We start from the raw sequence: 20,724 nt of genomic DNA, 5'->3' as shown, positions 1-20,724 counted from the left end.
TAAAAGTCGCCTAGATTAAGAAAAGCTATTTACGCTTAACTAGGCGCGTTGATTTGTTTTCTTAGGCGATCATTGCTGGTATCAAGAATTCGTTGGAATGATTTCTGCAGGCTTATTAGCTCAGCATCTGATTTTTCTAAGAGAACGCATTGATCATATAGCCATTGATCTTCACTGAGTAATGCGCCACCTTTGATTTTATGAATCAAGCTCATCAGCGAGTCAAGACTAAGCGTTTCTTTAAGAGCATCCAAGGTTTCAAGTTGAACCTTTAAAACCTCCTCCACAATTAAGTGACTCATGCAAAGTGAGCTAACGGATGGTTTGATAAAGGTGGTCGATGAATGGTGATGTAAGTGCTTTAACAACTCAGACTCAAGGTATTCTAAGCGGATCGGTTTAATCAGAACACCATTCATGCCCGATCCGATCAGTTCAGACTGTGAGGTCTTAGCATAAATGTCTGCTGTAATGCCGATAATGACAATATCACGGTGACCTGAGGCACGAATTTTGCACGCTAACTCGGTACCATGCATTCCAGGCATCGAGTGATCGGTCAGAATAACGTCATACAAATCATCGTGAAGTCGCATAAGCGCCTCATCTCCATTGGCGCACTGGTCAACATGAATACCAAGGGTTTGCAATTGCAAAAATAGGATATGTCGACTCGCTGGATGATCCTCAACAATCAGGGCGCGAATGTTCTTAAATAAGGGATGAGTTGATGCATTGGGAGAGCGTTGGCTATTTTCAATGGAGTGACACGTTCTAGAAAATGCCACAACAAAATGAACACTTGTACCTAGATTGGGCGCACTCTCAATGATCAATTTACTCTGCATTAATCCAATCAGGTGATTGGTAATGCTCAATCCAAGGCCAGTACTTGACCCTGATTCATTATTCGCAGATAAGTGGGAGCGAATTTGCTCAAAGGGCATTTGTACGCGCTCAATATCTTCTTTTGCCATTCCAATGCCTTGGTCAATGATTCGAAACTCTAATAATTGACCAGCATGGTCGTTCGCTAGAATTCGAATCTCAAAAAACACAAAGCCTTGCTCTGTAAATTTAATCGCGTTACTTAAGAGATTGTGAAGAATTTGACGAATACGTAAAGGGTCAAGAAGTAAGACATCGGCAATACTTGAATCAATAAAACTAGCTAAATGCAGACCTTTATTCTTGGCGTACACAAAAAAGGTCTGATTAATTTCGAAAAGAATTTGTTTTAAATCCACCGGCTCATGCTCAACCGTAAATTTCCCTGCTTCAATTTTGGCGATGTCGAGGACTTGATTGAGCATGCCCAGTAAAGAGGCAGCCGATGTATGGGCGCTTTGTAATAATTCCCGTTGATGCTGATTCAATGCGCTATTTTTTAGCAACAGCTCCTGTGCGCCGATTACAGCATGCATTGGCGTACGAATTTCATGACTAACGGTTGCTAGGAACGCAGATTTTGCATCGCTTGCGTCCTGTGCTTCTTGAGCAATATCCATGAGATCAGCCTCTGTGCGCAATTGCTTCTTACGTTGCCAAGCAAAGAAACCAAGCAAGATTGCAATAAGTCCAGAGGAACCAGCAATCCCAAACCAAAGCCAATTTATTACATGCTGCGATCGATCTGATGCTAAGGATGGGATGGCTAAAAGTTCACCCATGAAGAAAGGATCTGCTGCATGTAATGACTTTTGCACAATTGAGTGAAGAATGCGGTCTTGATCTGAAATAAACCATCGATACGCAAAAGGCTGATGACCTAGAGGTCGGATTTGTATCTCTTGAAAATTCAGTTGTTTGCTAAGATGAACGGCTAAGCGCAAAGGCATAACCGCAAAATGTGCATCACCAGCCATCAATTGTTGAGCAATTAATTTTGGTGAATTGATGAGGTGCCCTCCATTAATTGACTCCGAGAAGCCATAACCTCGATCAAAAAAGACGGTTTTTTCCATCTTCGGGCTCAATGGCAGTGTGTTCTTTGAGTGCGCTGCCAGCACCACATCGTGACCCCAAAAGATCGGTTCTGTAAGTCGGCCGGGAACTGCCGATTCCAGTTGCTGATTGGGGTCAATCACAAAACTCACTTCACCATTACGAATTTGATGAATACCAACTTCTTCAGAATTCCGCCACTTTGGTGAAAATTCGAGACCTGAACAATCCTTTAATTTTGAGAACAGTTTGGGATAAATGCCACTATCCCAGTACGGGCGATATTTTTCATGAATGCTAAATTGAACCATTGGATGGGCTTTGATCCACATTTGCTCTGTTTGGGTAAATTGAGGCAAGCCCCCTTGAGCATGACCGCAATGCATGAAGAACGCGATGCCTAGTCCGAATACCCACTTTGATAAAGAAGACATCGCGCTTCGCCCCAATCTCAGCCTTCAATGATGTGGTTATTGCGGCAAAATAGCACCAGATCGGCAATGTTTGAGATCCCTAACTTATCAAATAAGCGATGCTTATAGGTTGCAACCGTTTTACTGCTGATATTGAGGTGATCCGATATTTCTGCATTCGATTTCCCTTTGCCGAGGTATTTCATAACTTGTAATTCTCGGTCAGAAATCGATGCCATCTTTTCGCTATCGGATAAGGCTGCATGGCCATTACGTCCAGTCGAGAAGAAGGTATAGCCTTGAGAAACTGCAACACAAGCCGCCAAGATAATATTTGCGCTAGCCGTTTTGTTCACAAAACCATGAGCACCCAAAGAACGAACTCGACCCCCATACACTTGCTCGTCAAGGCTTGATAGGATGAGGATGCGAATATTTGGGTATGAGATCCCAATTTTTCGAATGACATCAAAGCCATCGGTTTTGGGCATATCCAAATCGAGAATCACAATATCGGGTTGGACATTCTTTAATACACTTAGGCACTCTTCGCCGCTTTGGGCTTGGGCCACCACTTCAAATGGTACTTGGTTTAACAGCATTGATTTCAACGCCATTAACATGGCGGGATGATCATCAATCAACATCACTTTATTACGCATTACAGGTCTCCTTGTGGTTAAAGTTATTTTGATGTTTGAATGGAAAAAAGTGCCTTACCAATACGACTATCTTGGATATGAATAATTTGATGTCGATTAACCGGTGAGAGCATGAGGCTGCCGTAGCAATAATCGATACCCAGTTGATAGGCAAGTTCGTTATCGCGAACAAAGGTGACATTACTGAAATAGGTTTTGCAGGACCACTTCTTCAATAAGTGAATTTGGTCGATGAGTTGGGTTCCGCTTAAGGAGCTTGTTTCACGAAGTTGCGAAACATCCAAATGCACGGCCTCAAATTGAAATTGACTAATCAGTTTGATGGTATTGGGGTTTCCATCAAATTGAAGAGCATGAAATAGCACCCCCAAACGCCTTAGTTTCGTGACCGCAGCGGTTAACTCGTTATCGATGTCTTGATGATGCAAAAAGCCAATATTGATTAAACCAATCGGGAGTCTTGAATTTAGAATCAGATCGCATAGTCCATCAACACACGCTGCAATTTTTAGATCCGTCACTTTGATTGGCAGAATGAGGGGGATGATCCGATTACTGCATTGCCAGTAATGAATTGCATCAATCCCCTCCATGCAGTAACGCAGAACCTCGGATGAGGAAGCGCTTAATAAGGGCCGAAATAAAACACCCTTGAGGCTACTTCCAGAGCGATTAAAGATTGGCTCAAAATCAATTCCTCGATATGCCAATGGATCGACGACGTTTCTTGGGGTAGCCTGAGCAAATTGATCTTCATGCTTTGGGCTTTCCCAATAGGGCTGTTCAATGTCGCGTAGTTGGCGGAAGGGCTTGTTCTTCCATGCCATTACCAAGTTATAAAGCCGTGATTTAGGGCTCATGATCTCTCCAATCGAATATCAACGAGTCTATGCATGCCAAAGGTTTTAAGTAAGGGCATAAAGATGATTTATGTGTAGGAAATCTCCTACAGCTGCCTAACTGTGGCATTCATCATTCGAAACCCGTGTCGTTGGGGTTGAGAAAAGCGGGCTCTTGAAAATAGCTAATGAAGACCTATATAATCAGCACTCACTACACGAGAGTGCTAACAGTGATTATAAATTACTTCATTTCAATGAAAATAATTATATAAATCATATATTTAGCATGATGTGCAGAGATAATGAGGCAGCAAATTTTATTAGTTAATACTTACTAACATAGGAGAGGGAATGAATTTACGTCCTTTACACGATCGCGTGATTATTAAGCGCTTAGATCAAGAAACAAAAACCGCCTCTGGAATCGTCATTCCAGATAACGCAGCAGAAAAGCCTGATCAGGGCGAGGTATTAGCCGTTGGCCCAGGAAAGCGGGATGACAGTGGCAAATTAAATGCCCCCGATGTCAAAGTTGGTGATCGCGTGCTATTTGGAAAGTATGCAGGTCAGACCGTAAAAGTGGATGGCGACGAGCTTCTTGTCATGCGTGAAGAAGACATCATGGCCGTTGTTCAGAAGTAATTAGGCATTTAGAAAGGAATTTAATTATGGCAGCAAAAGATGTAGTGTTTGGCGATAACGCCCGCGTCAAGATGGTTGAGGGTGTCAACATCCTCGCAAATGCAGTCAAAGTAACCCTTGGACCCAAGGGTCGTAATGTGGTGATCGAGCGCTCATTTGGTGGCCCAACCATCACCAAGGATGGCGTCACAGTCGCCAAAGAGATAGAGCTCAAAGATAAACTTCAGAACATGGGTGCCCAGATGGTCAAGGAAGTTGCTTCCAAGACCGCCGATATCGCAGGTGACGGCACAACAACGGCAACGGTATTGGCTCAATCGATTGTTCGTGAAGGGATGAAGTATGTGGTTGCTGGCCACAATCCAATGGATCTCAAGCGCGGTATTGATAAAGCGGTAACGGCTGCGATTGAAGAGCTCAAAAAAATTAGCAAACCTTGCACCACCACCAAAGAAATTGCACAAGTTGGTTCGATTTCAGCGAACAGCGATGAGAGCATTGGTAAGCGTATCGCTGAAGCCATGGAAAAGGTTGGCAAAGAGGGTGTGATTACCGTTGAAGATGGCAAGTCACTTGAAGACGAGTTAGAAGTAGTAGAGGGTATGCAGTTTGACCGTGGCTACTTGTCCCCGTACTTCATTAATCAGCCTGAGAAGCAAACCGCTGTTTTGGAAAGCCCTTACATCCTCTTGTTTGATAAGAAGATCAGCAATATTCGTGATCTCTTGCCAGTTCTTGAGCAAGTCGCTAAATCGGGTCGTCCATTGATGATTGTTGCTGAAGATGTTGAAGGTGAAGCCTTGGCAACCTTGGTCGTGAACAACATTCGTGGCATCTTAAAGACCTGTGCTGTGAAGGCTCCTGGTTTTGGCGATCGTCGCAAAGCAATGTTAGAAGATATTGCGATTTTGACGGGCGGCCAAGTCATTGCTGAAGAAGTTGGGCTAACCCTCGAAAAAACTACTCTTGAGCACCTTGGACAAGCTAAACGTGTTGAGATTGGTAAAGAGAACACCACCATTATTGATGGTGCCGGTGATGGAAAATCGATCGAAGCGCGCGTTAAGAACATTCGGGTGCAGATTGACGAGGCAACTAGTGACTATGACCGTGAGAAATTACAAGAGCGTGTTGCTAAGTTAGCAGGTGGTGTTGCTGTAATCCGTGTTGGTGCCGCAACCGAAGTCGAAATGAAAGAGAAGAAGGCGCGTGTGGATGATGCTTTGCATGCAACTCGTGCAGCCGTTGAAGAGGGCATTGTTCCTGGCGGCGGCGTTGCTCTGATTCGTGCGAAGCAAGGTATCGCCGGACTCAAGGGCGACAATCCTGATCAAAATGCTGGTATTAGCATTGTGTTGCGTGCCATGGAAGAGCCACTGCGTATCATCGTTTCCAATGCAGGTGATGAGGCAAGTGTAGTTGTTAACTCCGTCGCAGCTGGCAAAGGTAATCATGGTTACAACGCTGCCACGGGCGAGTATGGTGACTTAGTTGCTCAAGGTGTGATTGATCCAACCAAGGTTACTAAAACCGCATTGGTCAATGCTGCATCCGTTGCTGCACTATTGCTAACCACTGACTGCGCAATTGCAGAGTCTCCAAAAGAGGAATCTGCAGGTGGCGGTATGCCAGGCGGTATGGGTGGCATGGGTGGTATGGGCGGTATGGACGGAATGATGTAACAAGACTTCAGTCCAAAACAGAGGGCAGCCTAGGCTGCCCTTTTTATTTCCGAAAATTTTGGATACCATGGGCTGACATTACGAAAAATGAATGACTATTTTTAATGAATAAAATCACAGCTATCGGAGTCATACTGTTTCTGTTTGGATGTGCACCACAGGTAAAGCAGCAAGAACCGATCGTTCTTAAAAAGGGTGAGCCAATCCCCTTGGGTGATCAATTTTGGACGCTTGATTTCACCTATTTTTATAAAGGTAAAGAGGTTAAAACTGTTATCAGTCAATATGACCATCGCCGCGATTGTTTTGAGGCGATGTTTAAGATGCAAAAGGAGGCCAGCAAAATGCCTCATGGTAGCGGGGCAGGTTTATGTAAAAAGTTATTTGTAGACGGACAAGAGCGAACCGATAAGGATCGCTTAGGCTTTCGATAAAAAAAGGCAGCCGAGGGCTGCCTTTGATTACTCACAAGAATTGATCAATCCACTGCTTTGACCATATCCTCAACCACCTTCTTGGCATCACCAAAGACCATCATGGTTTTGTCCATGTAGAAGAGCTCGTTGTCGAGGCCAGCAAAAACAAAGACTTAGAGCGGTATAAAAAAGAACAAGAAGAGCTAAATCTGTCTATTAAAAAAATACACCCAAAATTCAAATACTAAGTGGGCCCAAAATGGGCCAGGAAAACAAATTAACATAGCTTTGTTTTTAAGGCAATGAATAGATGGAGCATGCGGATTTGGATCTAGGTAGTGGGGGCACCCCCTCGCTTTTTTTAGAGTTGCGCATTCATACGCCCATCCCCCCAATTTCTAAAATGGGTCCCAACTAGATACCGCCATCATCTTATTTTGCTCAAAAGACTAAATATTTTTCAAGAAATATTGATTTATGGTTGCATCTTAGGAATAGGTGGTAACGTATCTATAAAATATTTACTATGAATTCTCAAACCCAAATTATCCTTCAGCAAGCCATCCAAGCCTTTCAGGTTGGAAATCTTGAAAGTGCCGATTTAATGCTAAAAAGAGTTTTGCAGATTGACTCAAAAAATCTTCCTGCTCTCCATATTCTCGGTTTAATTAAAGCTTCCCAATGTCATTACAAGGAAGCTGTTGATTATTTAGGTAGGGCCCTTCGAATTCATCCTAATGATGCTTCAATACATTACAACCTAGCGAAAGTACTCTCCGAATCTGGGAATGATAAAGATGCTCTTATTAATCATAAGATGACTGTTGCGTTAGCCCCCAGCAATCCAGAAGCTTGGCTAAACTATGGAAAAAGCGTATCTAACTTAGGTTACCATGATGAAGCTTTAAATTGTTTTAATAAGGCACTTAGTTTGAAGCCAAATTTCGCGGAGGCACTGCTAAATAAAGGCGCAATCTTCAAAGAGCTTAAAAAATGCGAAGAAGCCTTGGCTTTTGCTGAACAAGCTTTGTCTATAAACCCTAATTTAGTTCCAGCCTGGGCTATTAAAGGCGTGACTTTGCATGAACTAAAGCGTTATGACGAGGCGATTGCACACTACGATAAGGCGTTAAGCCTTAAACCTGATTATCACGAAGCTTGGGCTAATAAAGGCGTGACTTTGCATGAACTAAAGCGTTATGACGAGGCGATTGCACACTACGATAAGGCGTTAAGCCTTAAACCTGATTATCACGAAGCTTGGGTCAATAAAGGTGCCACACTCAATGAACTAAAGCGTTATGACGAGGCGATTGCACACTACGATAAGGCGTTAAGCCTTAAACCTGATTATCACGAAGCTTGGGCTAATAAAGGCGTGACTTTGCATGAACTAAAGCGTTATGACGAGGCGATTGCACACTACGATAAGGCGTTAAGCCTTAAATCTACTTATGCTGAGAGTTGGGCTATTAAAGGCGTGACTTTGCATGAACTAAAGCGTTATGACGAGGCGATTGCACACTACGATAAGGCGTTAAGCCTTAAACCTGATTATCACGAAGCTTGGGCTAACAAAGGTGCCACACTCAATGAACTAAAGCGTTATGATGAGGCGATTGCACACTATGAAAAAGCACAAAAGCTGAATCCAGATGTTGATTGGATACTTGGAGATTTGCTTCATATAAAAATGAAGGTCTGCGATTGGTCAAGCCTGGATTCTTATATGGAAAATATCGCTAAAAAAATTAAGGTAAATCAGAAAGTTATTCATCCCTTCAATCTTCTTGGCTTGATTGATGATGCTTTTTTGCATAAAAAATGTTCTGAGATTTATGCTCAACATAAATATCCAGCAAATCCTATTTTGGGGCCCATTCCAAAGTTAACTAAAAGAGATAAAATTCGAATTGCATATTTCTCCCCTGACTTTCGAAATCATCCAGTTTCATTTCTAACCTCCGAGCTTTTTGAAATTCACGATAGAAAAAGATTTGAAGTATACGCATTCTCATTACAAAAAGCTTCAACTGGTGATGAAATGAATTTACGTTTACGAAAAGTTTTTGATAGATTTATAGATACTGAGAATATGTTAGAGCGAGATATTGCTAAATTAGCCAGGGAGTTAGAGATAGATATAGCCATTGATTTAGCTGGTTCTACGCAATACTCTAAAACTAAAATTTTTTCACACCGAGCTGCCCCTATTCAGGTCAATTGGTTGGGCTATCCTGGGACAATTGGTACTGATTTTATCGACTACATTGTGGCTGATAAAACTATAATTCCAGATTCGCATCAACATTTTTACTCTGAAAAAGTAGTACATCTCCCTGATACGTATATCGTCGACGACTCTACGAGAGTTGCCTCATCTCGCATATTTACAAGAGAGGAGTGTAAGTTACCCCGAAATGCTTTTGTTTTCTGTTGTTTTAATAATGACTATAAATTTAATTATCAGGTTTTAGATAGTTGGTCAAGGATATTAAAACAAGTAAGAAATAGTGTTTTATGGGTTTCAGAAAATAATGAATACTTTAGGACTAACTTAGTAACCGAATTTGAAAGCCGTGGACTTGAATCGAGCAGAATAATTTTTGCCAAAAGAGAAGAACTGATGGCAGATCATTTAGCAAGATATAAACTTGCAGATTTATTTTTAGATACTAGCCCCTATAATGCACATACTACTGCTGTTGATTCCTTGAAATCAGGAGTTCCTGTTCTCACTTTATTGGGAGAATCTTTTGCTAGTCGAGTGGCTTCAAGCTTGTTAAATACGATTGGTCTACCAGAGCTTATTAAAGATACTCAAGAAACATATGAAGCCATGGCAATTGATTTGGCAAAGTCCCCACAAAAATTGGCTTCGATTAAAGAAAAGTTAGTCCGTAATCGATTAAGCAGTTCTCTATTTGATACTAAGCTCTTTGCTAAAAACCTCGAAACTGCTTATATAAAAATGTATGAAAGATATCAGGCTGATTTACAACCGGACTATATTGTTATTTAGCTAAATCAATCTAACATAACTATTCTATGATTTTTTTAAATAAATTTTTATTTAGTACGATTTATTCGAAAAACATTATTTAATATTGAATGACTCAGTATTTAAATGTGAATAATTAAATGCTATCTAAAATTATTTTTGCTGGGGCGGTGCAGAACGCTGAAAACTATTTGCCTGCAGTATTTAGGAATATAGAGAATCTTACAAAGATTTTTTCTGAAGCTGCTTACATTTTTATTGAAAATGATTCAACAGATAATACAAAAAAGATACTGAAAGACTGGGGCAGCACCAAATCAAATTTTCACTTGATTAGCTTAGATGGTTTAAAAGCAATTCCCATCAGAACTATCAGACTTGAAATGATTCGCAATGCTTATATTGAAACAATTAGGCACTATGCTTGGCTGCGAGATTTTGATTATTTAGTCGTCTTAGATATGGATGATATTGGTATGCATTTAATTGATGTTCAAGACGTATCGAATGCGATTGAGTTCTTAAATGCTTCGCCGACTAGGGCGGCGGTCTTTGCAAACCAAAGAGGAACTTATTACGATATGTGGGCTCTTCGTCTACCGTCACAATGCCCGATTGATATATGGGAGGAGGTTTTAGATTATGTTATTGAGCATAAATGTTCCGATGAGATTGCTTTCGATCAAACATTTGCAAAACGTGTCTTTTCTATTGATGAGTCCTTGGGGCCAATTAAAGTTGATTCGGCATTTGGAGGTTTCGGCATTTACAAAATGGATTATGTGCTAAATAACCCCAATCCTTATCTTGGCTCGAAAACAAAAATAGTACCATTAGATGATGGGACCCCATGCTACGCTAGATGGCAAGTGTGCGAGCATGTACATTTTCATTCTGGGATTAAAAGTCAGGGTGGGGAGATGTTTATTTATCCCAAACTAATCAATGGAGTTAATTCTGGAATGAGTTTTCCTCCATCTGCATTTAGGGGGATGCTTTTTTAACGTATTTGTAAAGACTTAGTTAACATTAAATTATCATTAATAGCGTACTTATAGCCATTAGTTAAAATTTTGTTAAACAGATTTTGTATCGATTGATTCAATTTTGATACAAAATCTACTTTCAAAGTGTTAGTGTTTTTTATGAATAAACTCTCCAAAAGCTCAATCTTGATAAAAATAATATACCCTTGAATGAAGGTTGCAGCCATACAGTGTGCTTTGGCCAAGTATGAAATAGTTTTCTCTGAATAGAAGAAAATATGTTGTCCATGTTCAGGTGCTAAGTAACTCCAGCTAACATCTGGCTCATTAAAAATTCCTGTTTGCACAACCACAATTTTTGGATTGCAGGAAAAAATATTATCAAAGCTAGATTTAGGGTTGGGAAAATGCTCTGCAACTTCGCAAAGATTAATTATTGCGGCCCCCTCTAAATTTTCTTTTTGAAATCCCATCAGTAGTCTAGGTGTTGAGTAAGTGTCGTACCCGTAGGCATTAATTCCAATATCCCTAAGTATTCTAGCGGTTAGACCAGAGCCGCATCCATAATCTATAAGCGTTTCAATAGATAAATTCAACTGAGAAGTGAGTGCATCAAGAAATGCTGCATTATGCAGGCAACGGATAAATTGACCGGTATCTAATTGCTCATTAATGGGTTGATATGCTTCTTCAAGCCAATAAGGATTTTCAGTTTGAAGGGCTGCGCATGTTTGGCAATGAAAGTACTCAACATCATACTTACTTAGAATTCTTTTTTGGAACGAAAATTTAGCTATGTTCCCACATAGTCTGCAATAAATTTCAGCAGTCATACTTTTAAGTGCCTTAGTGTTTTTTATTACATAAGTATGCCACCTTATAAGAGTGGGCCTGAAAACCTAATTCAGGGCTATCAGCTCACTGATCAACAACCAAGCTCTGGTGAGCTAGTTGCTCTTCAGGTCTGCAAATTTACAATCTTTGGACATAAATCAGTTATTTCCAGTAGTGGTGATTTAATTAATAGGTATATTGAGACCTTCATAGAGGGTATGGGATAGTCTAGGATTTTTTAGCTGTTCTTGCGATAGCTTCCAATAGTTGTGCTGGGTCCTCTAAATCAAGGCGCTCGTCCCGATACTCGGCAACCCTCATTGGGGTTAGGGCAGTCATACATAAGTTTGCTATGGGGTGTCTTGCCAACGCTTTGAGTCGATAGGTATCCTCCCGCATACTTCGAGTTTTAAGAGTAACCTCCTCAATATATCTTGCAATTACATCCTTAAAGAGTGACTTTTCGGCTAAGACCTGATTGGTATATGAACCTTTATCGATTTCAGTTTCGACTTGTCTAGCCCAACGCTGAGCATGTTCTTTATTTTTGAAAGACTTACTGACGGGCTGCTGCCCTTTGCGACGAACACGGGCTTGCCACCGCCCGTTCCGATTTCTAAATGTTGCCATTTCTCCCCCGTTAGTGGGACAGATTTGGGCCTTTCATATTCTTTTTTGCTTTCAAGCCTTACTGGGTAAGGCTATCTAGACTTAATCCACCGCTTTGACCATATCCTCCACCACCTTCTTGGCATCACCAAAGACCATCATGGTTTTGTCCATGTAGAAGAGCTCATTGTCGAGACCAGCGTAGCCGGCTGCCATGGAGCGCTTATTCACGATGATGGTTTTAGCTTTGAACGCTTCCAAAATTGGCATACCAAAGATTGGGCTACCGGGAGTGCGTGCCGCTGGATTTACCACGTCATTGGCACCCAGAACCAAGACCACGTCTGCCTGTCCAAAGTCACTGTTAATGTCTTCCATCTCAAATACTTGGTCGTACGGAACTTCCGCCTCTGCTAGGAGAACGTTCATATGTCCTGGCATACGACCAGCAACAGGGTGGATGGCGTACTTAACCGTTACACCATGATGAATTAACTTCTCGGTAAGCTCTTTGAGGGCATGCTGAGCACGTGCTACCGCTAGGCCATATCCTGGAACAATAATCACCGTATCGGCATTAGTCATTAAGAAGGCAGCATCCTCTGCAGAACCTGTTTTGTAATTCTTAGGACCGCCATCGTCACCGCCGGCAGCAGCTTCCGCACCGAAGCCGCCGAGTAGAACAGCGGTAATCGAGCGATTCATGGCCTTACACATGATGTACGACAGAATCGCACCGGAGGATCCAACGCAAGCACCCGCAATAATCAGCACTGGATTGTTGAGGGTAAAACCAATACCAGCGGCTGCCCAACCGGAGTAGCTGTTGAGCATTGAGACTACCACTGGCATATCAGCGCCACCAATTGGAATAATTAAGGTCACACCAAGTACCAACGCAATCGCGCACATGACCAAGAATGCAGCGTGACTATCGGTGAGGAAGTACGCAATGCCCGCAGCGACCATCAAGATCGCCATGATCAGGTTGAGTAAATGCTGCCCTGAAAAGCTCACTGGTTTACCGCTGACCTTACCAGAGAGTTTTCCAAACGCAATGATAGAGGCTGTAAAGGTAATTGCTCCAATGAAAGCGCCAATAAATAACTCAATTTTTTGGGCGCCGCTATGGGCCTGAGCAGGATTGAAGACCGCAGCAATCGCAATTAATACTGCCGACAAACCGACGAAAGAGTGCATTAAGGCGACAAGCTCGGGCATCTTGGTCATTTGCACGCGCTGCGCGGCAATTGAACCGATGATGGCGCCAGCGATAATTGCTCCCCCAATTAACCAATAGACTGGCTTAAATGACGGGACTAGAAAGGTGGTAATGACGGCGAGTGCCATCCCAACCATACCGTAGACATTGCCTTGGCGCGAGGTGGTTGGGGACGAGAGTCCTTTAAGTGCCAAAATAAATAGCACGGATGAGACGAGATAAGAAATGGCTGTGAAGTTTGACATGATGTGCTCTCTTATTAGTGACCAGCCGATTCATTCTTCGGAGCTTTTTTCTTGAACATCTCAAGCATTCGCCGCGTTACCATAAAACCACCAAAGATATTGATAGACGCTAGAAAAATAGCTAGCGCTCCAATCAAGCTCGTTAAGGTAATTTCATCGCCATTGATGACTTCAGTTTGCAGCATGGCACCCACAATAATGATTCCTGAAATTGCATTGGTGACCGACATAAGTGGGGTATGTAAGGCAGGCGTAACATTCCACACCACGTGGTAGCCCACAAAAATGGCTAATACAAAAACCGTGATGTTTTGGACGGTTAATAGGTTTTGAATAGCGGCAGCATCCATTTTGGTTCCTTCAATAATTAATTGGTGCGAATGGCTTGGCCATCTCGGCACATCAAGCAGGCGGCAACAATGTCGTCATCGGCTGCAGCAGGAATGGCGAGTTGTCCTTCCTTATTAATGATGAGCTTCATGAAATCAAGCAAATTTCTGGCATAGAGGGCTGAGGCATCGGCAGCAACCATACTCGGTAAATTGGTGTAACCAACGATCTTTACCCCGTTGTGATTGATTACCTGATCCGCTCGGGTAAGAGGGCAGTTCCCCGAGCCGTTCTCACCTCGACCAGCGGCAATATCAATCACGACCGAGCCAGCTTTCATCTTTCCGACGGTATCGGCATGCAAGAGAACGGGAGGTTTGCGGCCAGGAATTAAGGCGGTAGTGATCACAATGTCAGCCTGTGCTGCGCGCTCCGCCACTAGGGCTGCTTGACGCTTCATCCAGGCTTCTGGCATGGGGCGTGCATAACCACCAACGCCTTGGGCAATCTCGCGTTCCTCATCGGTTTCATAGGGCACATCGACAAACTTAGCGCCAAGAGATTCAATTTGCTCTTTGGCAGCAGGGCGCACGTCAGAGGCCTCAATGACCGAGCCGAGACGTTTAGCAGTCGCAATGGCCTGTAAACCAGCAACCCCAGCGCCCAGGATCAGAATACGGGCCGCTTTGACGGTTCCTGCAGCCGTCATCAGCATTGGCATAAAGCGTTGATATTCATTAGCGGCCAACATAACCGCCTTATAGCCAGCAATATTGGCTTGGGAGGATAGGACATCCATACTTTGGGCGCGGGTGGTCCGCGGTGCGGCCTCAAGGGCAAATGCCGTGATTCCCTGGGCTGCCATGGCAGAAATTCCTGCATTATCAAAGGGATCGAGCATGCCAATCAGGACAGATCCTGATTTGATCTGCTTGAGTTCATCGGTTTGAGGGGCGCGAACCTTGAGAACAATCTCACAGGAAAATGCATCCGTTGCAGAGCCAATACTGGCACCAACGGCCTCATAGGCGGCATCCGGCAAGCTGGCGCCAACTCCCGCACCGGATTGAATAATGACCTGGTGACCTTGGCTAATTAGCTTTTTAACGGTCTCAGCGGTCGCGGCAACCCGGGTCTCTCCGGGCCTTGTTTCCAGCGGCACTCCAATGCGCATGGCGTATCTCCAAATGCAAGAATTTTTAAAAAAGGAACCATTTTAATAAATTAGCCATGCCTTGTGAGCTAGCCAGCTCAGTCTCCTGTATATCCCTTTGGCCAGAGGCTGGCCGAGACTTTTACAATATGTGAGCTTGAAACAATTTCTGTATTTTCGCACTTTTTAATGGTTTCCCCTAATAATTCGATTTTTCATCCATGATGGCCGCTCAATCCCTAGAAAAAACAAGCCCTAGCAAGCCAAAGGTGGTGGTGGGGATGTCTGGGGGCGTTGATTCCTCGGTGGCTGCTTGGTTACTGAAAGAACAGGGCTACGAAGTGGTTGGCCTCTTCATGAAAAACTGGGAAGACGATGATGAAGATGAGTATTGTTCGGCACGGCAAGATTGGATTGATGTTGTATCCGTTGCTGATCTGTTGGGGATCGATGTTGAAGCAGTGAACTTTGCAAAAGAATATCGCGAACGTGTTTTTGCTGATTTCTTGAGAGAGTACGCGGCAGGCCGAACCCCCAATCCTGATGTGTTGTGTAATGCAGAGATTAAGTTCAAGGCATTTTTAGATCATGCAATCAATTTGGGGGCTGATCTTATTGCCACCGGGCACTATGCCAGAGTTGAACGCCATGCCAATCGCGTTCAATTGCTTAAAGCTACTGATCTTAGTAAAGATCAGAGCTATTTCTTACACCGCTTAACGCAAGCCCAATTATCCAAAGTCTTATTTCCACTTGGCGGAATTACGAAAAAAGAGGTTCGAGAAATCGCTGCGGATTTGGGTTTGCCAAATGCCCGCAAAAAAGACTCAACAGGGATTTGTTTTATTGGGGAACGTCCCTTTCGAGAATTTTTAAATCGCTACTTACCGAGAGCCCCAGGCCCGATCTTGAGTGTCGATGGTAAGCACTTAGGTGAGCATATGGGCTTGGCATTTTTTACTTTAGGGCAACGCAAGGGAATTGGCTTGGGCGGAAGTCAAGACGGAACGGGTGACGCTTGGTATGTGGCCCGTAAAGACATCTCCAATAACACCCTCTATGTGGCACAAGGTCACGATCATCCTTGGTTATTGAGCGAACGGTTGGCGGCAATCGATGCCTCGTGGATTGCTGGCCATGAACCACCCCTTGGTCAATACAGTGCAAAAACCCGTTATCGACAAGAGGATGCACTGTGCGCGATTACAGCGGAACAGGATAATTCTTTTGAGTTGCAATTTAAGGCAGCACAATGGGCAGTCACACCAGGTCAGTCAGCCGTTTTGTACCAAGGGGACGTTTGCTTGGGTGGCGGAATTATTGTTCGCTAAGGATTACTGCGCTGGCGGGGTAGTCTGTTTAAACGAAGTACGTTCCGATAATTGTGCAAAATGCGTTGCAAGATTTGGATATTTAGTTTTCCAATCAAGTTCGGGAAACCGCAATTCAAACCAGCCAAGAGCACATCCGAGGGCGATATCTGCAAGGCTAAATTGATTGCCATGGCACCATTTTGAGCTGCCTAAACTCGTTGACATGGTCGCCATACCTTGATGCACTTTGTGCATTTGTCGGTCAAGCCATTTTTCGCTTTGTTCGCCCTCACCCCGAAATGTTTTTTCAAGGCGCACCAAAATGCCAGCATCGATTATTCCGTCAGCCAATGCCTCCCAAGTTTTCACTGCAGCACGCTCTCGTCCAGTGGCAGGGATCAGTTTGCCGACTGGGCTTAAGGTATCGATGTATTCGGCAATTACTCGTGAATCAAACATAGCCCCACCATCGTCCATGAGTAAGCATGGAACCTTGCTAAGTGGGTTGAATTCCGCAATGGAGGTACCCGAATCCCAAACGTTTTCAAGTACGAGCTCGGCATCAATCTTTTTTTCTGCCATAACAATACGGACTTTGCGAACAAAGGGACTGGTTAATGATCCAATAATTTTCATAAGAGCCCAGTATAGCAATCTATGAGACTCGTCATAAACCCATTAAAATCAGGTTTTGAACACTTTGTCACGAGAACCCCTTGTCCACGCTAACTTCATTAACTGCACTATCGCCACTGGATGGCCGATATGCAAAAAAACTGGATGCGCTTCGTCCTTGGTTATCCGAGGCAGCCTTTATGCAACAACGGGTTGTTGTCGAGATTCAGTGGCTTTTAGCCCTTAGTGAGGCCAAGTTAGCCAATATTCCTAAAATTGACTCTGCCGATGAGGCTTTCCTCCTTCAGCTTGCAAGTGATTTTTCAGAGGAAGATGCGCAGCGCATTAAAGATATTGAGGCGATCACCAACCATGATGTCAAAGCGGTGGAGTACTGGTTGAAAGAAAAGGTCGCTAAACGTCCAAAATTATTAAAAGCGAGTGAGTTCATCCACTTTGCCTGCACTTCAGAAGACATTAACAATACCTCGCACGGTCTCATGCTCAGGGGCGCACGTGATCACGTATTAATTCCGCAACTGCGATTGATTTTGAAAGCATTAAATGAGCTGGCGGTTCGGCATGCCACCACTCCAATGCTCTCTCGAACCCATGGTCAGCCAGCATCACCCACGACCTTGGGTAAGGAAATTGCCAATATGGCGAAACGTTTAGAGCGGGCGATTCAAACCATTGGCCACGTCGCACTGCTTGGCAAGATGAATGGTGCGGTTGGTAACTACAACGCCCATTTAGCGGCTTATCCTGAGTTTGACTGGGAAGAATTTGCCAAAGGAGTCGTTGAAAAGCGTCTTGATTTGGAATTTAATCCCTATACGATTCAGATTGAGCCCCACGACGGTATGGCTGAGTTATTCGATGCCATTGCTCGAGCCAATACAATTTTGTTGGATATCGATCGGGATTTCTGGGCTTATATTGCGCTTGGCTACTTTAAGCAAAAAACTAAAGCGGGTGAGATTGGTTCGTCTACCATGCCCCATAAAGTCAATCCGATTGATTTTGAGAACTCTGAGGGTAATCTTGGAATTGCAAATGCACTCCTGCGCCACTTAGCTGAAAAGCTTCCTATTTCACGATGGCAGCGCGACCTTACTGACTCAACCGTCTTGCGTAATTTAGGCCCAGCATTTGGTCACAGTGTGTTGGCATATGACAGTGCCCTGCGCGGACTGTCTAAATTGGAAGTGAATGAGGCCGCAATTGCATCTGATCTTGATAATTGCTGGGAAGTTTTGGCTGAGCCTATTCAGACCGTGATGCGTCGTTACGGAATTGAGAACCCCTATGAGCAGTTGAAAGATTTAACTCGGGGTAAGGCGATTACTCGTGAGGTATTGCATCGTTTCATTAAAACCCTTGCGATTCCTGAGCCAGAGAAGAAACGCTTATTAAAAATGACCCCCGCTTCATATACGGGCAAGGCAGCTGAGTTAGCATCGCGATTGAAGTCAAGTAAGCGTTGAGTCGATCCAAACATCCGATTGCGCATTATCCCTTTGGCCTCTATTTTTTGTATGAGGCAATTTGGCATTTATTAATACCGTTTGTCATTTTGCGCCTCCTGTGGCGTAGTCGCCACCATCGGGGTTATCGTCAACATATCGCTGAACGTTTTGGATTCTATGGAGCAAAAAAATTACAAACTCAGCCGATATGGATTCATGCTGTTTCGGTGGGGGAAACACATGCAACCCAAGCCTTAATTGAGAGACTGCTCCATGAAGGTCACCCCGTTCTTTTAACGCACATGACTCCGACAGGGCGTGAAGCGGGTAGCGCACTTTATTGGAAAGCAATTCAGCAGGGTCGACTCCAGCAGGTTTATTTACCCTACGATATTTGTTGGGCGATCGAGCGCTTCCTGAAGCGTTTTCGACCCCAACTTGGATTGCTGATGGAAACCGAGGCATGGCCAGGTTTTGTGTTCCGGGCTCACCAGCTCGGGATACCCCTTTTTCTAATCAATGCTCGCCTATCTGAACGTAGCTTTAAACGCGTGCAGAGTTTTGGGCAGGCAGGGCAGATACTCTTCCAATCGTTTACAGGAATTTTGGCTCAGTCAGGGCATGACGCAAAGCGCTATCAAGCTCTTGGCGTTAAGAATGTTCAGATCGTTGGTAATATGAAGTTTGATATCGCCAGTCAACCAGAAACACTCGCTCTCGGAATGCATTGGAAAAATGCGATTCAAGTCCAAGGCCGGTTAGCAGTTTGCGCTGCAAGTACGCGAGCCGGTGAAGAGATGATTATCTTAGAAGCTTGGAAGCATATCCTGACAACCAACAACTGGACGAGCCCACCGTTACTGATGATGGTGCCGCGCCATCCAGATCGCTTCTCTGAGGTTGCTGATCTCATTTATCAATCGGGGTTGGCTTTTGAACGCCGCTCAGGCATGAGTGATCCGCGTTCCAGTGAAGAGGTAGACCCATCCTTGCATTGGGCAAAAATCGATGTTCTGCTTGGTGACTCAATGGGGGAGATGGCGGCTTACTACGCTGCTAGTGATTTTGTGGTGATGGGCGGTAGTCTTTTACCAACCGGCGGACAAAATCTCATTGAGGCATGTGCAAATGGTTGCCCAGTGATTTTGGGGCCGCATACTTATAATTTCCAGAAAGCCAGTGAGGATGCCATTGCTTGCGGCGCAGCGATTTTGGTGACCGGCGATTTGAATTCAGAGTTAATAAACGCCTTGGCTAAAGCGATCGAGGAACTACTGGTCAATAATGCAGAGCGTAAAAAACGCACAGATTATGCCCTTAATTTTGCTGCAGAACACCAAGGCGCAACCCAACGAATCTTAGATCAGCTTAAACCTGCGCTCCAAAATTAGGATCATCAGGCCGATTATTTTCATTGGGTTTGCGATCTGCTTTGATGAGGTCCTCGCGCTTAATGCCAAGCCACATTGCAATTGCAGCGGCGACGAATACCGATGAATAAATTCCAAACAAAATACCAATCGTGAGCGCAAGAGCGAAATAGAAGAGGGATGGCCCACCAAAAATAAGCATCGCAACTACCATCATCTCGGTGCTGCCGTGGGTGATTACGGTTCGGCTGATCGTGCTCGTAATTGCGCTATCAATAATTTCACGGGTATTCATCTTGCGCTGTTTACGAAAGTTCTCGCGGATTCGGTCAAAGATCACCACCGACTCGTTCACCGAGTAGCCAAGAACCGCTAATACAGCGGCCAGTACGGAGAGCGAAAACTCCCATTGGAAGAAAGCAAAAAATCCCAAAATGATTACTACGTCATGAAGGTTGGCCAAAATACCAGCGACAGCAAATTTCCATTCAAAACGGAATGCAAGGTAGATCATGATGCCGATCACAACAAAGATAAGAGCTTTAACTCCGTCAACAGCAAGCTCTTTACCAACTTGTGGCCCGACATATTCAACACGCTGCAGTTTTGCCCCAGAATTGTTCGCTTCTAGTACTTGCATCACGGCACTGCTTTGCTGCGCTGAAGGAATGACCTGACCCGTTTGGTCTCGCTGAAGAGGCAAACGAATCATGATGTCGCGTGAGCTTCCAAAGTTCTGAATTTGGGTATCGGTGTATCCAATTTTGGCAATCTGATCACGGATAGAGTCAAGTGGGGCAGTTTGGGGATAAGTAATCTCCATGACGGTCCCGCCAGTAAACTCAATTGAAAGATGCAAGCCCTTTTGCCAAATAAAAAAGACCGCAGCGAGAAATGTAATAAATGAAAATGCATTGAGTAACAATGCATGACGCATGAAGGGGATATCTTTGCGGATTCTGAAAAATTCCATGAC

General features: G+C 44.0%; 18 protein-coding genes and 1 pseudogene. 8 read left to right on the top strand and 11 right to left on the bottom strand.

Going from position 1 to position 20,724, the window contains the following annotated elements; translation table 11 throughout:
* Positions 1-35: 35 nt before the first annotated feature.
* Genes ICV32_RS08545 through ICV32_RS08535 form a run of 3 tightly spaced genes read right to left on the bottom strand, consistent with a single transcriptional unit; the run spans position 36 to position 3,879 of the window.
* Positions 36-2,378, bottom strand: coding sequence for an ATP-binding protein (locus ICV32_RS08545; protein ID WP_215370022.1), 2,343 nt, complete (start codon positions 2,376-2,378; stop codon positions 36-38).
* A gap of 17 nt (positions 2,379-2,395) precedes the next feature.
* The gene (locus ICV32_RS08540) at positions 2,396-3,019 is read right to left on the bottom strand and encodes a response regulator transcription factor (protein ID WP_108509008.1); all 624 of its coding nucleotides are present in this window, start codon (positions 3,017-3,019) and stop codon (positions 2,396-2,398) included.
* Between the two features lie 23 nt (positions 3,020-3,042).
* Positions 3,043-3,879: a diguanylate phosphodiesterase gene (locus tag ICV32_RS08535; RefSeq protein WP_215370020.1), complete on the bottom strand. Its 837-nt coding sequence runs from the start codon at positions 3,877-3,879 to the stop codon at positions 3,043-3,045.
* Between the two features lie 333 nt (positions 3,880-4,212).
* On the opposite strand from ICV32_RS08535, the gene groES reads away from it, so the two are divergent.
* The 3 genes from groES (at position 4,213) to ICV32_RS08520 (ending at position 6,619) form a co-directional block, all read left to right on the top strand.
* Positions 4,213-4,503, top strand: coding sequence for a co-chaperone GroES (gene groES / locus ICV32_RS08530; protein ID WP_108509006.1), 291 nt, complete (start codon positions 4,213-4,215; stop codon positions 4,501-4,503).
* A 26-nt stretch (positions 4,504-4,529) separates the two neighbouring features.
* Complete coding sequence (gene groL, locus ICV32_RS08525) at positions 4,530-6,185, top strand: chaperonin GroEL (protein WP_215370018.1); 1,656 nt, start codon at positions 4,530-4,532, stop codon at positions 6,183-6,185.
* Between the two features lie 104 nt (positions 6,186-6,289).
* The gene (locus tag ICV32_RS08520) at positions 6,290-6,619 is read left to right on the top strand and encodes a hypothetical protein (RefSeq protein WP_215370016.1); all 330 of its coding nucleotides are present in this window, start codon (positions 6,290-6,292) and stop codon (positions 6,617-6,619) included.
* A gap of 44 nt (positions 6,620-6,663) precedes the next feature.
* Here ICV32_RS08520 and ICV32_RS08515 read toward each other — a convergent pair.
* Positions 6,664-6,765: pseudogene (locus ICV32_RS08515) on the bottom strand (NAD(P)(+) transhydrogenase (Re/Si-specific) subunit beta); the annotation flags it as partial.
* A 362-nt stretch (positions 6,766-7,127) separates the two neighbouring features.
* Between ICV32_RS08515 and ICV32_RS08510 the strand changes: the two are divergent.
* The gene (locus tag ICV32_RS08510; RefSeq protein WP_215370014.1) at positions 7,128-9,623 is read left to right on the top strand and encodes a tetratricopeptide repeat protein; all 2,496 of its coding nucleotides are present in this window, start codon (positions 7,128-7,130) and stop codon (positions 9,621-9,623) included.
* 119 nt (positions 9,624-9,742) lie between these two features.
* A complete protein-coding gene (locus tag ICV32_RS08505) occupies positions 9,743-10,606 on the top strand; it encodes a hypothetical protein (protein WP_215370013.1) in 864 nt (287 codons plus the stop codon).
* On the opposite strand, the gene ICV32_RS08500 is transcribed toward ICV32_RS08505, so the two are convergent.
* The 5 genes from ICV32_RS08500 to ICV32_RS08480 all read right to left on the bottom strand — a co-directional run bounded on the left by ICV32_RS08500 (position 10,603) and on the right by ICV32_RS08480 (position 15,002).
* Positions 10,603-11,421: a methyltransferase domain-containing protein gene (locus ICV32_RS08500; RefSeq protein ID WP_215370011.1), complete on the bottom strand. Its 819-nt coding sequence runs from the start codon at positions 11,419-11,421 to the stop codon at positions 10,603-10,605. The genes ICV32_RS08505 and ICV32_RS08500 overlap by 4 nt on opposite strands.
* Positions 11,422-11,650: 229 nt before the next feature.
* A complete protein-coding gene (locus ICV32_RS08495) occupies positions 11,651-12,052 on the bottom strand; it encodes a hypothetical protein (protein WP_215370009.1) in 402 nt (133 codons plus the stop codon).
* An 81-nt stretch (positions 12,053-12,133) separates the two neighbouring features.
* Positions 12,134-13,498, bottom strand: coding sequence for an NAD(P)(+) transhydrogenase (Re/Si-specific) subunit beta (locus ICV32_RS08490; RefSeq protein WP_215370007.1), 1,365 nt, complete (start codon positions 13,496-13,498; stop codon positions 12,134-12,136).
* A 14-nt stretch (positions 13,499-13,512) separates the two neighbouring features.
* Positions 13,513-13,848, bottom strand: a complete 336-nt coding sequence (locus tag ICV32_RS08485; protein WP_215370005.1) for a proton-translocating transhydrogenase family protein — start codon at positions 13,846-13,848, stop codon at positions 13,513-13,515.
* Between the two features lie 17 nt (positions 13,849-13,865).
* Entirely contained in the window at positions 13,866-15,002 is a 1,137-nt protein-coding gene (locus ICV32_RS08480) for a Re/Si-specific NAD(P)(+) transhydrogenase subunit alpha (protein ID WP_215370003.1), read from the bottom strand.
* Positions 15,003-15,205: 203 nt separating this feature from the next.
* On the opposite strand from ICV32_RS08480, the gene mnmA reads away from it, so the two are divergent.
* Entirely contained in the window at positions 15,206-16,312 is a 1,107-nt protein-coding gene (mnmA, locus tag ICV32_RS08475) for a tRNA 2-thiouridine(34) synthase MnmA (protein ID WP_215372685.1), read from the top strand.
* A 3-nt stretch (positions 16,313-16,315) separates the two neighbouring features.
* On the opposite strand, the gene ICV32_RS08470 is transcribed toward mnmA, so the two are convergent.
* On the bottom strand, positions 16,316-16,930 hold the full coding sequence (locus ICV32_RS08470) for a glutathione S-transferase family protein (RefSeq protein WP_215370001.1): 615 nt from the start codon (positions 16,928-16,930) through the stop codon (positions 16,316-16,318).
* Positions 16,931-17,010: 80 nt separating this feature from the next.
* Between ICV32_RS08470 and purB the strand changes: the two genes are divergently transcribed.
* Both purB and waaA read left to right on the top strand, forming a co-directional pair.
* Positions 17,011-18,396 (top strand): adenylosuccinate lyase, encoded by a 1,386-nt coding sequence (gene purB / locus ICV32_RS08465; RefSeq protein WP_215370000.1) that lies wholly within the window; start codon positions 17,011-17,013, stop codon positions 18,394-18,396.
* Positions 18,393-19,769, top strand: a complete 1,377-nt coding sequence (gene waaA, locus ICV32_RS08460) for a lipid IV(A) 3-deoxy-D-manno-octulosonic acid transferase (protein WP_251371841.1) — start codon at positions 18,393-18,395, stop codon at positions 19,767-19,769. Before purB ends, waaA begins: the two co-directional genes overlap by 4 nt.
* On the opposite strand, the gene secF is transcribed toward waaA, so the two are convergent.
* Positions 19,747-20,721 (bottom strand): protein translocase subunit SecF, encoded by a 975-nt coding sequence (secF, locus tag ICV32_RS08455; RefSeq protein ID WP_215369998.1) that lies wholly within the window; start codon positions 20,719-20,721, stop codon positions 19,747-19,749. The genes waaA and secF overlap by 23 nt on opposite strands.
* Between the last annotated feature and the right edge of the window lie 3 nt (positions 20,722-20,724).

Source organism: Polynucleobacter sp. MWH-UH24A (assembly GCF_018687475.1).
Lineage (GTDB): Bacteria > Pseudomonadota > Gammaproteobacteria > Burkholderiales > Burkholderiaceae > Polynucleobacter.
The sequence above is the reverse complement of the archived record's forward strand: the minus strand, read 5'-3'. Positions and strand labels throughout refer to the sequence as shown.